We start from the raw sequence: 13,793 nt of genomic DNA, 5'->3' as shown, positions 1-13,793 counted from the left end.
GACCATGGCAGTCCTTCCAGGTTGCTTGCGCCTTCAAAAGCGTCAGGCTTCCTTGAAGCGGTAGCCCACGCCGTAGAGGGTCTCGATCATTTCGAAACTCTGGTCAACCGACTTGAACTTCTTGCGCAGGCGCTTGATGTGGCTGTCGATGGTCCGGTCATCCACATAGACCTGGTCGTCATAGGCCGCATCCATCAGGGCGTTGCGGCTTTTCACCACCCCCGGGCGCGTGGCGAGCGCCTGCAGGATCAGGAACTCCGTCACGGTCAGGGTGACCGGTTCGCCCTTCCAGGTGCATGCATGGCGCTCCGGATCCATCTTGAGCTGCCCGCGTTCGAGCGCCTTCGGGTCGGCCTCCTTGGGAGCGGTCTGGTCCTTGGGCGCGAAACGGCGCAGAACGGCCTTCACACGCTCGACCAGGAGACGCTGGGAGAACGGCTTCCGGATGAAGTCGTCGGCGCCCATCTTGAGGCCGAACAACTCGTCGATCTCCTCATCCTTCGAGGTCAGGAAGATCACCGGCAGGTCCGATTTCTGGCGCAGGCGGCGCAGGAGCTCCATGCCGTCCATGCGCGGCATCTTGATGTCGAAGATGGCGAGATCCGGCGGAGCGTGCTTGAGCCCGTCCAGGGCCGAGGCCCCGTCCGTATAGGTCTGAATGCGGTACCCCTCCGCCTCGAGGGCGATGGATACAGAGGTCAGGATATTGCGATCGTCATCGACGAGGGCGATCGTTGGCATGAACTCTTCCTTAGCTTAAGCACGGACGAATGTCGGCGTTTTCGTCCCGTCTGACAACGCAGAAGGCCCTAAAATGTCCCCAACTGCGCCTTTCTCGTGGCACAAATATGGTTTCGCCCAGGAGAAGGACCAGGGGGCGAGGCTGACGTGGTGTCCAAGGGGCGGCAATTCAACCGCCGCTGAACATCGGTCGCGCCGCTTAGCGGGGGCGGGCATCCGGCTCAGCGTCTTCCCTAGCGGAAGAACGCCATCATACGAAAGAACTCTCCAAAATCCTGAAAATTCGGGAGAATGAGCCGGATTGAAGTCTGGTTTCCGCGAAAATAGAATGCGATGAAACGGCTTGAGTTGACCGGATCGGCAGCTGACCTAAAGAAGGTTCCATGTTCAAGCGTGACGGCAAAGTTTTGCCCGAATTGTTTGGCCCACCCCATCTGACGACCATCGGACGGCGGCCCATCCGGCCGCGCGATGACCGGCAATCAGGAGAAGTCTTCCGTGGAAAATATCGGCGTGTTCAACAGCGCACAGGGCTCTGAGGCCTCCGGCCTTCGCAACCTCAAGCGGGTCTACTGGAATCTCGAGGCGCCCGCGCTCTACGAGCATTCCCTCACCCGGGGCGAGACCAAGCTTGTGCAGGGCGGTGCGCTTCTGGCCGAGACCGGCGTGCATACGGGCCGTTCGCCCAAGGACAAGTTCGTGGTGCGCGACGAGACCACGGAAAGCACCGTCTGGTGGGACAACAACGGCTCGATCACCCCCGGCCATTTCGACGCCCTGCTGGCCGACTTTCTCGCCCATGCCGAGGGCAAGGAGCTGTTCGCGCAGGATCTCTACGGCGGCGCCGATCCGGCCCACCGGGTCAAGGCCCGGGTCTTCACGGAATATGCTTGGCATTCGCTCTTCATCCGCAACCTGCTCATCCGCCCCGAGAAGGGGGAGCTTGCCGATTACGTGCCCGGGCTCACCATCATCGACCTGCCCTCCTTCAAGGCGGACCCGGCCCGGCACGGCTGCCGCACGGAGACGGTCATCGCCTGCGATTTCAAGCGCAAGATCGTGCTGATCGGCGGCACGTCCTATGCGGGCGAGATGAAGAAGTCGGTCTTCACCTATCTCAACTACGTGCTGCCGGCGCAGAACATCATGCCCATGCATTGCTCCGCCAATGTGGGCGACAAGAGCGACGTGGCCGTGTTCTTCGGCCTCTCTGGCACCGGCAAGACGACGCTCTCCGCCGACCCGAACCGCGTCCTGCTCGGCGACGACGAGCACGGCTGGGGCCCGAAAGGCGTGTTCAATTTCGAGGGCGGCTGCTACGCCAAGACCATCCGTCTTTCCCGCGAGGCGGAGCCGGAGATCTTCGCCACCACCGAGCGCTTCGGCACGGTGCTGGAAAACGTGGCGATCGACCCGATCACCCGCATTCCCGATTTTGACGATGCGTCGAAGACGGAGAACACGCGCTGCGCCTATCCGCTCGACTTCATTCCCAATGCCAGCGCCACCGGCCGCGCCGGCATCCCGAAGAACATCGTGATGCTCACCTGCGATGCCTTCGGCGTGCTGCCGCCCATCGCCAAGCTGACGCCGGCGGAAGCCATGTATCACTTCCTCTCCGGCTACACCGCGAAGGTGGCGGGCACGGAGAAGGGCGTGAAGGATCCGGAAGCAACCTTCTCCACCTGCTTCGGCGCGCCCTTCATGCCGCGCCATCCGTCGGTCTACGGCAACCTGCTGCGCGATCTCATCGCCAAGCACCATGTGGATTGCTGGCTCGTCAACACCGGCTGGACCGGCGGCAAGTACGGTGTCGGCCGGCGCATGCCGATCCGCGTCACCCGCCGCCTGCTGACGGCGGCGCTCGACGGCTCGCTCTCCCGCGCCGATTTCCGCCGCGATCCCTATTTCGGCTTCGCGGTGCCGACCTCGGTGCCCGGCGTCGAGCCGCACATCCTCTATCCGGTCAAGACCTGGCAGAACAAGGCCGAGTTCGCCGAGACCGCCAAGCGCCTGATCGACATGTTCAACGAGAACTTCAAGCGCTTCGAGAGCCACGTGGATTCGGACGTCCGCTCCGCCGCACCGCAGGCCTTGATTGCCGCTTAGCGAATAAGGTTACATTTTACGCCGAATAATGTTACTAAGGCGGCCCATGGGCCGCCTTTTCGCTTTTCTCACGCCGTTGTTTCTCGCTGGCATCGCCATAGGCCTGATGGCCTCTCCGGCGCTGGCCGAAGTCTGCGACAAGGTTCTGGGCGAGGGAAGAATCGGCTGGCCGATGCACGCCGGATTGTGGCGCGATCTGCTGAACGAGATTCTGTCGTTTCCTGTCCTGATCGGATTGGGTGTCGCGGCCATCACCATTGCGGGCCCCGGTTTCGGCCGCTGGTTCTCTCTCCCGGCCGGGCTCGGGGTGGGAACCCTCGCCGCAATGTCGATTCAGGAGAACCTGTTCCCGCATCAGCTCGTGGAAATGGCGCGGCGCGAGGGCTGCGGCGATGCCTACCTGGCGAGTGCCATTCTCTCCACCCTCGTGACGGCTCTGTTGATAAGCACTTTTGTTTGGTCGTTCTATCGCAAGTCCGACCAGGATAACTGATGAAACCTTGCTCGGTCAGCACCCAAGCCCGCGCGTAATTCTTCCCTAGCGGAAACGCTGTTGGAATTCGGCTCGACGACGAACCGGCCCCGAACGCTTCCCAGCCATGCATTCCGGGAATTTTGATGCGGCGAAAACTCTGTATGATGACAGGCAAATAAGACGGGATTCGCCTCGCGCGGTCTCGCGTCCAGGTGGGATCCGCTCGTGCTCCAGCTGACAGGCGTTCTCTTGGCGATTGGCGCAAACGCCTTGTTTGCGGCCAGCGACACCCTCGTGAAGCTGCTTTCCACCCGCTACCCCATCTTCCAGATCATCGCCATGCAGGCGAGCGTCGCCTGCATCGTGGTGGGCTTCGTCATCTGGCGCGACAGAGCCTATCGGTTCTCTGCGATCCGAAATCCGAAGATGCTGATCGGCCGGGGCTTTCTCGCCGGTGTCGGGACCGTGTCTGGCTTCTACGCCTTCTCGCTCCTGCCGCTTGCCGACGTCTATGCGATCACCTTCGGCTCGCCCCTCGTCGTCACTGTCGCGGCCGCCTGGCTCCTCGGCGAACGCACGGGGCTCGCCCGCTCGATCGCCATCCTGATCGGCTTTGCGGGCATCCTGATCATGGTGCAGCCGGGACATGGCGCGCTGTCCCTCGGACATCTGGCCGCCTTCATGAACGTCTTCGTCGGCGCCGGCGTCGTCCTGATCATGCGCTCGATCGGCTCACAGGAAAACCGTGCAATCATGGTGGCCGCCGTGATGGCGGGACAGCTCGCGGCGAGCCTTCCGGGCGTGTTCCTGAGCCATGCTCCCGCCTGGAGCGATGTCGGCCTCGTCGTCGTCTCGGGTCTCGTGATGGTGTCGGCGCAATTCCTCATGATCGAGGCCTTGCGCCGGGCTCCGGCCTCCAGCGTCGCGCCCATGCAATACACCAAGCTGGTCTGGGCTATCCCGGTGGGGCTTTTCGTGTTCGGCGACGAGCCGAAGCTGCATGTGCTGGCCGGTGCGCTTGTGGTGATCGGGTCGGTACTCTACCTGCTCAATCATCAGCGCCGGGCCGAAGGCTGGGCCCGTGCGGCGAGCGTTTCGGCGCCCGACGATCTCGAGACGGCCGCGCAGCAGGAATGTGTGAAGAAGGCCGGCTGATCAGCGCAGGCGCGACGGCTCCACGCCGAAGAACGGAATGCGCATCGCATGGCGATAGGTTTCGCCCGGACGCAGCACGGCCGAGGGGAAATGCGAAATGTTCGGCGCGTTCGGATAGTTCTGCGTCTCGAGCGCAAAGCCGGCATGCTTGTCGTATCGGGCGCCGCCCTTTCCAGTGGCCGGAGCCTTGCCGAAATGATTGGCGGTGTAGAACTGGACGCCCGGCTGGTTTGTCCAGATCTCCAGTCCTCGGCCCGAGACCGGATCGAGGGCGCGTGCGGCGCGGTGCAGGGGTCCGCTATCGCCGTCGAGGCAGAAATTGTGGTCGTAGCCGGCATCGGGCAACTGCGCATGATCGTCGATCATGGCGCCGATGGGACGCGATGACCGGAAATCGAAAGCCGTGCCCGCGACGGATGCCAGCTCGCCGGTCGGGATCTTGCCGGGGCCGACCGGGGTGTAGCGATTGGCGTCGATGAGAAGGAGCTGGTCGCGGATGTGGCCGCTCTCGTGGCCGCCGAGATTCCAGTAGCCGTGATAGGCCATGTTCATGACGGTCGGCCGGTCGGTCGTCGCTTCCATGACGATTTCGAGCGCAGCATCCTCCGTCAGCCTGTAGGTGACGGAAGCGGCGACGGCGCCTGGATAGCCCTCGTCGCCGTCGGGCCGGTTCAAGGTCAGACGGACGGCGTTGTTCGCCGTGTCGGCTTCGCCGCTCCAGAGCCGTTTGCTGAAGCTGGCAAAGCCGCCGTGGATGTGATTGGGCGGCTCGTTGGTCGAGAGCGAATAACTCTGTCCGTCGAGGGTGAATGTCGCGTCAGCAATGCGATTGGCATAGCGCCCGCAGATCGCGCCGGCGGAGCCGCGGTTCCTGACGTAGGATTCCACGTCGTCGTAGCCGAGCACGATGTCGGCCAGGCGTCCTTCGCGGTCGGGGACGAAGAGGCGGCTCAGGGCTGCGGCATAGGTGATGACCGTCGCACGGATCGCGCCGTTCTCGATCTCGAAGGCTTCGACGGGCTGGCCGTCGATGGAACCGAAGGTGCTTTTCTGGATGCTCATGAGCGGACCGCAAAAATGCCGGCAGCGCCGCGCTATGGCCTTGCTGCCGGCAGTTGGGAAGAGCTAGTGAATCTCGGGCTCCGGCACGCCGCCGGATCCTTCGAGGAAGTCGAAGTCGCAGCCCTCGTGGGCCTGTCGGATATGCTGGGCGAAGAGCTTGTTGTAGCCGCGCGGATAATCGCGCGGCGGCGGCGACCAGGTGCGCAGGCGATCCGCGATCTGCTCGTCGCTCACATGGAGATGGATCGAGCGTTTCGGCACGTCGACGGTGATGAGATCGCCGGTGCGCACCGCGGCGAGCGGGCCGCCGATATGGGCTTCGGGCGAGACGTGCAGGATGCAGGCGCCGTAGCTGGTGCCGCTCATGCGTGCATCGGAGATGCGCAGCATGTCGCGCACGCCCTGTTTCAGGAGCTTCTTCGGAATCGGCAGCATGCCCCATTCCGGCATGCCCGGCCCGCCGATGGGACCGGCATTGCGCAACACCATGATGTGATCGGGCGTGACGTCGAGATCGAGATCGTTCACGGCCTTCGTCATCTCGTCATAGGTGTCGAACACGATAGCCGGGCCTGTGTGCTGTAAAAGGCGCGCTTCCGCTGCCGGCGGCTTGATCACGCAGCCGTTCGGCGCGAGGTTGCCGCGCAGGATCGCCGTGCCGCCGGAGGCCGCGATCGGCTTGTCGAGCGGGCGGATCACGTCGTCGTTGTAGACAGCGGCGCCTTCGAGCGCGTCGCGCAGCGTTCCGACCACCGTGCGCTCGTCGAGATGGAGCAGGGGCTCGAGGCGCGAGAGCAGGCCGCGGATGCCGCCGGCGATGTGGAAATCCTCCATCAGCCATTCGCCCGAGGGGCGCAGGTTGGCGATCACCGGCACCTTCTGCGCGAAATCGTCGAAATCCTGCAAGTTGACCTCGATGCCGGCGCGCCCTGCCATCGCCACGAGATGGATCATCGCGTTCGTCGAGCCGGCAAGCGCGTTGTGAACCATGAGCGCGTTCTCGAACGAGCGCCGCGTGAGGATGTCGCTGGGTTTCAGATCGTCCCACACCATGTCGACGATCCGACGGCCGGTGAGGCTCGCCATGCGCGGGTGAGCGGCATCGACGGCCGGAATCGAGGCGGCTCCCGGCAGGCTTAGGCCCAGGGTCTCGACGATGGACGTCATGGTCGAGGCGGTGCCCATGGTCATGCAGGTGCCGGGCGAGCGCGCGATGCCTGCTTCCATGTCGTTCCATTGCTGGTTCGTGATCGTGCCGGCTTCCTTCTCGGCCCAATATTTCCAGATGTCCGAGCCCGAGCCGAGGATCGTGCCGCCATGGTGGCCGCGGATCATGGGGCCGGCCGGCATGAAGATCATCGGCAGGTTCATGCTGATCGCGCCCATCACGGTCGCGGGGGTGGTCTTGTCGCAGCCGCCCATGAGCACCGCCCCGTCGATCGGATGCGAGCGCAGCAATTCCTCCACCTCGAGCGCGAGGAGGTTGCGGTAAAGCATGGTGGTCGGCTTGACGAAGTTCTCCGACAGGGACAGCGCCGGCAGCTCGATGGGAAAGCCGCCCGCCTGCCATACGCCGCGCTTCACATCCTCGACGCGCACGCGGAAATGCGCGTGGCAGGGGTTGATGTCGCTCCAGGTATTGATTATCGCGATCACGGGCTTGCCCATGAAATCTTCCCGCGCATAGCCCATTTGCAGCGTGCGGGACCGGTGCCCGAAGGACCGCAGATCGGTTACGCCGAACCAGCGGTAACTTCTCAACTGCTCAGGCGACCGCTTCGTCATGACCGTCTCTCTCCCTGCGCGACCCGGCGCAAAAGCCATATATCATACAAATTTAGAAATTGGTCGCCGTTTTGGGAGGGCCTGTCAAGTGCGCACGGGCGCCTGGCGACCGCGATCTGCCGTCAGGCTTTCGCGGCGGAGCGCAGCTTGGGCGTCCTGAGTGCAGGCTTCGCGGAATTCTGCGTGATGCGCGCCGAGTAGCGGTTGCGGCTGTTGGCGAGATGGGCGCGCATCATCGCCGCAGAGAGGTTCGAGTCGCTCATGGCGATGGCGTCGCGGATCGCCCGGTGCTCGCGCTCGATCACGGCGAGATAATCCCGATGCCCTTGATCCTCGCCCACCTGGCGCGCGATGTGACCGCGCGGGACCGCGAACTCGCCGAGGAAGTTCAGGAAGCGCACGAAATACGGATTCTTGGTTGCGGCCGCGAGAATGCGGTGAAATTCGAGATCCGCCGCGATGCCGTAATCCTCGCCTCGGACGATGTTTTCGAGCGCGCGGTCGAGCGCGGCCATTTCTTCATCCGTGCGGCGCACCGCAGCGAGCGAAGCGGCTTCCACCTCAACGGCCAAGCGCAGTTCGAGCATCGCGAGAATGTCGTCGACCTCGCCGCTGCTGAGGGAGGCGAAGAAATCCGATTTCGGCGGCGGCGGCAGCACGAAGGCGCCTGCGCCCTGGCGGGTCTGAACGAGCTTGGCGGCCTTGAGCGCGGCCACGGCCTCGCGCACCACCGTCCGGCTCACGCCTGCGGCTGCTGCGAGCTCGGCTTCCGTCGGCAGCCGGTCTCCCGCCTGCAGCCGTCCTTCGGCGATCTCGCGGGAGATCGCTTCTGCCAGATCGCTCACCAGATTGCGTTTGCGGGCGACGGTGTTGAGGGACAGGCCGGAGAGGAAGGTGCTTTCGGTCATCGAGCTGTTGCGTGCCTCTTGCAAGGCGCTGAAATTCGGGATCCGCCCGCCGCCGCTCCCGATCCTTCGAAAGTGGTTCGTCAGGCCTGCCCGGGGTTCCTGAGCGCAGGCCGATCGTTACGGACGGATGTCCGATCCGGACGGCCAACTTGTCGTATGTCTCACTACTTGCCACGGTCCGGGAAGTCAAAAGAAATCGGTCCTAGGGGCCCATCTCCTGGTGGAAAGACGCTCGACGCCGACAGAGTTTGACTCAGGCGGATCGGCTTGTCAAAATTTGTATGTTGCCATACAAGACCTGTGCCGCTGTTCCAGCGCCGAACTCAACGACAAACGGATTCAGGGAGGTTTTCATATGAAGGCAATTCTTGCGGCCATCGGCCTGTCCTGTCTCCTCGGCGTCGGCGCGGCCCAGGCCCAGGCCCCGGCGTGGCCGCAGAAGCAGGTGACGATCATCGTCCCCTTCGGCGCCGGAGGCACGACGGATCTCTTCGCCCGCATCGTCGCCGAGCAGCTTCAGGCCAAATACGGCAAGCCCTTCGTGATCGAGAACCGTCCCGGTGCCGGCGGCAATATCGGAACGACCGCCGTCGCCAAGGCCGCGCCGGACGGGTATACCCTTCTCGTCGGCACGGTGAGCTCTCACGCCATTAACCCGTTCCTCTACAAGAACCTGCCGCACGACACGGAAAAGGATTTCGTGCCGATTACCGGCCTCGCCAAGCTTCCCAACCTGCTGGTGGTGAACCCCAAGATCCCGGTCAAGACCTTCGCCGAGTTCGTCGAATACGCGAAGCAGAATCCCGGCAAGCTGAACTATGGATCGTCGGGCGCGGGAACGTCGCAGCATCTCGCCGCCGAGCTGTTCCAGCTCAAGACCGGCGCGAAGATGACCCATGTGCCGTTCCGCAGCTCGCAGGACATCGTCAACGGCCTGATCGGCGGGCATATCGATCTCGCCTTCGACAACATGACCATTGCCTGGCCCCAGGCGCAGGGCGGCACCGTGCGCGCCCTTGCCGTCACCAGCACCGAGCGCAGCCCGCAGGCGCCGGAGATCCCGACCGTGGGCGAGACGCTGACCGGCTTCGACGCGACCTCATGGAACGGATTGTGGGCGCCCGCAGGCACGCCGCAGGCCATCGTCGACACCATCGCGGCCGACGTGAAGGCCATTCTCGAAAAGCCAGAGGTCCAGAAGAAGGCCGCCGAACTGGCCTCGACACCGGCGCCGATGACCCCGAAGCAATTCGCCGAGTACATTCAGGCCGAGCGGCAGAAATGGTCGGAGGTCGTGAAGACCGTCGGCATCCAAATCGGCCAGTGACCGGCCGCGTACCGATTGCACAGCCGAGCGAGTGATCGAGCGGCCAACCCAGAACAGCCATCAATTAAGCGAGACATATCATGCTGACAAAGATCGAAACCTCCGAACTCGCCCGCTCCGTTCTGGCCGTTCCGCCCTTCGCCCTGACGCCCGACTTCGAGGTCAGCCGGGAAGGCAATGCGAAGCTGATCCGCCATCTCGAAGCCGGCGGCGTCTCGACGCTGCTCTATGGCGGCAATGCCAATGTCCATAACTGGCCCGTGTCGCGTTTCGCCGACTGGCTCGACAGCCTCGAGGAATCGGCGGCCGACAACACATGGCTCATTCCCTCCGTCGGTCCGGACTGGGGCAAGCTCGTCGACGAAGCGGCGATCCTCAAGCAGCGCCGCTACCCCGTCGCCATGGCGCTGCCGATGATCGCGCCGCAGACGCCGGACGGCGTGGTGCGCGGGCTGCAGGATTTTGTCGACCGCTCCGGCGTGCCGCTGATCGTCTACATCAAGACCGACGGCTACGTGCCCGCCAAGGCCATCGGGCGACTGGTGGAGCAGGGCGCCGTCTTCGGCATCAAATATGCCGTGCCGCGCAACGACCTGAAGCAGGATGCCTATCTGCAGGAACTCATCGATGCGGTCGGTGCGGAGCGCATCGTCAGCGGCTTCGGCGAGCCGCCGGCCTTCCCGCATCTCACGCATTTCAAGCTCGCCGGCTTCACGGCCGGTTGCGTCTGCATCGCGCCGCATCTGTCGATGTCCTATCTGCACGCGTTGAAGCGCGGCGACGAGGCGGAGGCCAAGCGCCTGCTCGAGGTGTTCCTGCCGCTCGAGGCCATCCGCGAGCGCCATAACGCCATCCGCGTCCTGCACACGGCGGTCTCGCTCTCCGGCGTCGCCGATATGGGTCCGATCCTGCCCTTGCTCATGGAGGCCGATCCGGCGATCCATGGCGAGATCAAGGAGGCGGCGCGGGCGCTGCTCGCCGCCGAAATGACCGCTCGACAGCAGGCGGCTGCCGCGTAATGTGATCGGCCAAGCCGTTCGGGCCGGAAGCCCGGCGGCATGAAGGCGCCTGTGATCTCGATGGTTGAGTTCGATAGCGGTCTCCTGGATGTGCTCCGCGCACGTCTGGGGGCCAAGCATGTGATCGTCGATCCCGCCGACATGGCGGGCTATCTCGTCGAGGAGCGGAAGCTCTACCGCGGCACCGCCATGGCGGTCGTCCGTCCGGGCAGCACGGAGGAGGTCGCCTTCGTCGTCCGGGAATGCGCGAAGGCGGGCGTCGCCATCGTGCCGCAGGGCGGCAATACCGGCCTCGTCGGGGGAGGCGTACCGCATCGGGGCGTCGTGCTGTCCCTGGCGCGGCTCGACCGCATCCGCGAGGTCAACGCCTTCAACGCCACCATCACCGCCGAAGCCGGCTGTATCCTGAAGAGCGTCCAGGATGCGGCTAGGGCGGTGGATTGCATCTTCCCCCTGTCGCTCGCCTCTGAGGGCTCCTGCCGGATCGGCGGCAACATCGCGACCAATGCGGGCGGCGTGAATGTGCTGCGCTACGGCAATACCCGCGACCTCGTTCTCGGGCTCGAAGTAGTTCTGGCAGACGGGCGGATCTGGAACGGTCTCAAGGGTTTGCGCAAGGACAATATGGGCTACGACCTGAAGAATCTCTTCATCGGGTCGGAAGGGACGCTCGGCATTATCACCGCCGCGGTGCTGAAGCTGTTTCCGCGGCCCAAGACGCAGGTGGTCGCCTTCGTCGGCTGCGCGTCTCCCCATGCGGCGCTCGACCTCTTCGAGAGCCTGCGCCAGCGCGCCGGCGACGAGCTGACGGCCTTCGAGTTCATGCCGCGCTTCGCCCTCGAGATCGTGCTCAAACATGCCCCCGGCGCAATTCGTCCGCTTGAAGGGGACCATGCCGCCTATGCCCTGATCGAGCTGTCCTCGCCCGATCCCGAGCTCGACCTGCGCGAGCAGATGGAAAAGGTGCTGGAGGCGGCTTTCGAGGCCGGCATCGTCGAGGATGCCACCATCGCGGCGAGCGAGGCCCAGAACGCGGCGCTCTGGCATTTGCGCGAAAGCCTCTCCGACGTGCAGGGGCTCGAGGGTGGATCGATCAAGCACGACGTGTCCGTGCCCGTTTCGGACGTGGCGGACTTCATCATGACGGCAAGCCAGGCCTGCGAGGCGGCGTTGCCGAGCGTGCGCGTCTGCGCCTTCGGCCATTTCGGCGACGGCAACATCCATTTCAACCTGAGCCAGCCCGTGGACATGGAGAAGCAGGTCTTCCTCGCGCAATGGGAGCGTTTCAACCGGATCGTCCACGACATCGTCCATGCCATGAACGGCTCGATCGCCGCCGAGCACGGGGTCGGCCTCATCAAGCGCGACGAGCTGGCGCGCTACAAGGATCCGGTCGCCCTCGACCTGATGAGAACCGTGAAGGCGGCGCTCGATCCTCAGAACATCCTCAACCCCGGCAAGATCGTGACGCTGGGCGAGGATCTGCCGCCGGCCCTGCCGGTCGGGGGCAAGACGTGACGCGCCCGTTCCGTTTTGCCGGCGGTTGAGGTAACAAGGCCGAGCCTGCCCGTCAGGCCGGATGCAACCGGACCGAAGAAACTGGATCTCCATGAGCGCCTCCGACATCAGCAGCCGACAATTCGTTCGGGACGCCGAGGCGACGAAGCGTCGGATCCTCGACGCGGCGACGGCGGAGTTCGCCGGCCACGGCTATGGTGGCGCGCGGGTCGACCAGATCGCGGAGGCAGCCCGCAGCAACAAGCGCATGCTCTACTATTATTACGGGAGCAAGGAGGCGCTGTTCCTGGCAACCCTCGAGGCGGCCTACGACCATATCCGCGCGGCGGAGCGGGAACTGCACCTGGAAGAGCTGTCTCCGCTGCAGGCGCTGGAAGAGCTTGTCCGCTTCACCTGGAACTACTTCGTGAAGCATCCCGAATTCATGATGCTGCTCAACACCGAGAACCAGCATCGCGCGAAGCACCTGAAAAAATCCGGGCAGGTGCACACCATGAACTCCCCGGTGATCGAGACCATCGGCATCATCCTCGAACGCGGCGAGAAGACCGGGGCCGTTCGCCCCGGCATCGATCCGGTCCAGCTCTACGTGTCCATCGCCGGGCTTTGCTACTTCTACCTGTCCAACGTCTACACCCTGTCCGTGGCGTTCGGCCGGGAGCTTCTGTCCGCGCCCGCCATGAAGGAGCGCATCGACCACGTGGTCGATTTCGTGATCGCCGGCGTGCGCGCCTGATTTTTCCCGAACGGCGCTTGACATGTCCGACAACCGGGCCTCTAATTAACCGGTTGGTTACATAGAGCGGCCGAAGCCGCCGAAGGAACCCGTCGGAAACGCCCTTGAGGATGACGCCCATGCCGTCGAAGCTCGCGCGCGCCAGCCAGAATCTGCTAAACTCGGCCTGGATCAGGCCGTTCGGGCTGCTGGTCCTGACGGTCGTCCTCTGGGATCTCGCGGTGCGCATCTTCCGGATCCCGCCCTATCTGGTGCCGCCGCCGAAAGACGTGGCGGTGGCATTCTGGAACGAGGGAGGCATGCTGCTGGTGGAAGCGATCCCCACGACCACGGCGACCCTGGGCGGGTTCCTCCTCTCGGCCCTGTTCGGCATTCCGATCGCCATGCTCATCGCCGGCTCGCGCACGGTCGAATCCTACCTCTATCCGCTGCTCGTCTTCTCCCAGTCGATCCCCAAGGTCGCGGTGGCGCCCCTCTTCGTGGTGTGGTTCGGCTTCGGCATGGCGCCCAAGGTGATCTCGGCCTTCCTGCTCGGCTTCTTTCCGGTCGTGGTCGCCGGCGTCCAGGGCTTCAAGTCCCTCGATCCCGAGATGCGCGATCTGGTGCGTTCCATGAAGGCCTCGCGCCTGCAATCCTTCACCATGGTGAGCCTGCCCTATGCGCTGCCGGCGATCTTCGCCGGACTGAAGGTCTCAGTGACGCTTGCCGTCGTCGGCGCCGTGGTCGGCGAGTTCGTGGGCGCCAATTCAGGCATCGGCTTCGTGCTGCAGCGCTCCATCGGCAATTTCGAGCTGCCGACCATGTTCGCGGCGCTGGTGATCCTGGCCTCTATCAGCGTCATCCTGTTCTGGATCATCGATCTCATCGAGCGTTTCACCGTGCCCTGGCACGCCAGCCAGCGGCACGATTTCGCAGCAACCGCTTAAATCACAAGGGCGGAGCATCAACCGGAGGAAGT

At 64.2% G+C, this 13,793-nt stretch carries 13 protein-coding genes; 8 read left to right on the top strand and 5 right to left on the bottom strand.

Features of this window, described 5'->3' with window-relative positions; all coding sequences use genetic code 11:
- Positions 1 to 42: 42 nt before the first annotated feature.
- The gene (locus tag BB934_RS11395) at positions 43 to 741 is read right to left on the bottom strand and encodes a response regulator transcription factor (RefSeq protein WP_099509738.1); all 699 of its coding nucleotides are present in this window, start codon (positions 739 to 741) and stop codon (positions 43 to 45) included.
- A 233-nt stretch (positions 742 to 974) separates the two neighbouring features.
- Entirely contained in the window at positions 975 to 1,223 is a 249-nt protein-coding gene (locus BB934_RS11390; RefSeq protein WP_157934135.1) for a hypothetical protein, read from the bottom strand.
- A 16-nt stretch (positions 1,224 to 1,239) separates the two neighbouring features.
- Between BB934_RS11390 and BB934_RS11385 the strand changes: the two genes are divergently transcribed.
- From BB934_RS11385 to BB934_RS11375, 3 genes are all read left to right on the top strand, one after another.
- Positions 1,240 to 2,850, top strand: a complete 1,611-nt coding sequence (locus tag BB934_RS11385; RefSeq protein ID WP_099509736.1) for a phosphoenolpyruvate carboxykinase — start codon at positions 1,240 to 1,242, stop codon at positions 2,848 to 2,850.
- Between the two features lie 46 nt (positions 2,851 to 2,896).
- A complete protein-coding gene (locus BB934_RS11380) occupies positions 2,897 to 3,343 on the top strand; it encodes a hypothetical protein (protein ID WP_099509735.1) in 447 nt (148 codons plus the stop codon).
- Between the two features lie 207 nt (positions 3,344 to 3,550).
- Entirely contained in the window at positions 3,551 to 4,480 is a 930-nt protein-coding gene (locus BB934_RS11375) for a DMT family transporter (RefSeq protein ID WP_099509734.1), read from the top strand.
- Here BB934_RS11375 and BB934_RS11370 read toward each other — a convergent pair whose 3' ends face one another.
- The 3 genes from BB934_RS11370 to BB934_RS11360 form a co-directional block, all read right to left on the bottom strand.
- Positions 4,481 to 5,542, bottom strand: coding sequence for an aldose epimerase family protein (locus BB934_RS11370; protein WP_099509733.1), 1,062 nt, complete (start codon positions 5,540 to 5,542; stop codon positions 4,481 to 4,483).
- Positions 5,543 to 5,605: 63 nt separating this feature from the next.
- Positions 5,606 to 7,327, bottom strand: coding sequence for an L-arabinonate dehydratase (araD, locus tag BB934_RS11365; RefSeq protein ID WP_099509732.1), 1,722 nt, complete (start codon positions 7,325 to 7,327; stop codon positions 5,606 to 5,608).
- Between the two features lie 122 nt (positions 7,328 to 7,449).
- Positions 7,450 to 8,235, bottom strand: a complete 786-nt coding sequence (locus BB934_RS11360) for a FadR/GntR family transcriptional regulator (protein WP_157934133.1) — start codon at positions 8,233 to 8,235, stop codon at positions 7,450 to 7,452.
- Positions 8,236 to 8,590: 355 nt separating this feature from the next.
- Between BB934_RS11360 and BB934_RS11355 the strand changes: the two genes are divergently transcribed.
- From BB934_RS11355 to BB934_RS11335, 5 genes are all read left to right on the top strand, one after another.
- Positions 8,591 to 9,562 (top strand): Bug family tripartite tricarboxylate transporter substrate binding protein, encoded by a 972-nt coding sequence (locus BB934_RS11355; RefSeq protein ID WP_099509730.1) that lies wholly within the window; start codon positions 8,591 to 8,593, stop codon positions 9,560 to 9,562.
- A gap of 80 nt (positions 9,563 to 9,642) precedes the next feature.
- Positions 9,643 to 10,581, top strand: coding sequence for a dihydrodipicolinate synthase family protein (locus BB934_RS11350; protein ID WP_099509729.1), 939 nt, complete (start codon positions 9,643 to 9,645; stop codon positions 10,579 to 10,581).
- A gap of 39 nt (positions 10,582 to 10,620) precedes the next feature.
- The gene (locus tag BB934_RS11345) at positions 10,621 to 12,099 is read left to right on the top strand and encodes an FAD-binding oxidoreductase (RefSeq protein ID WP_418294739.1); all 1,479 of its coding nucleotides are present in this window, start codon (positions 10,621 to 10,623) and stop codon (positions 12,097 to 12,099) included.
- 91 nt (positions 12,100 to 12,190) lie between these two features.
- Positions 12,191 to 12,835 carry a TetR/AcrR family transcriptional regulator gene (locus BB934_RS11340; protein ID WP_099512754.1) on the top strand — a complete coding sequence of 215 codons (645 nt, stop codon included), beginning with the start codon at positions 12,191 to 12,193 and terminating at the stop codon, positions 12,833 to 12,835.
- 119 nt (positions 12,836 to 12,954) lie between these two features.
- On the top strand, positions 12,955 to 13,761 hold the full coding sequence (locus BB934_RS11335; RefSeq protein WP_099509728.1) for an ABC transporter permease: 807 nt from the start codon (positions 12,955 to 12,957) through the stop codon (positions 13,759 to 13,761).
- Positions 13,762 to 13,793: the final 32 nt, after the last annotated feature.

Origin of the sequence: Microvirga ossetica (genome assembly GCF_002741015.1) — a bacterium.
Taxonomy (GTDB): Bacteria; Pseudomonadota; Alphaproteobacteria; order Rhizobiales; family Beijerinckiaceae; genus Microvirga; species Microvirga ossetica.
Note: the sequence above shows the minus strand (reverse complement) of the source record. Positions and strands in the feature narration are given on the sequence as shown.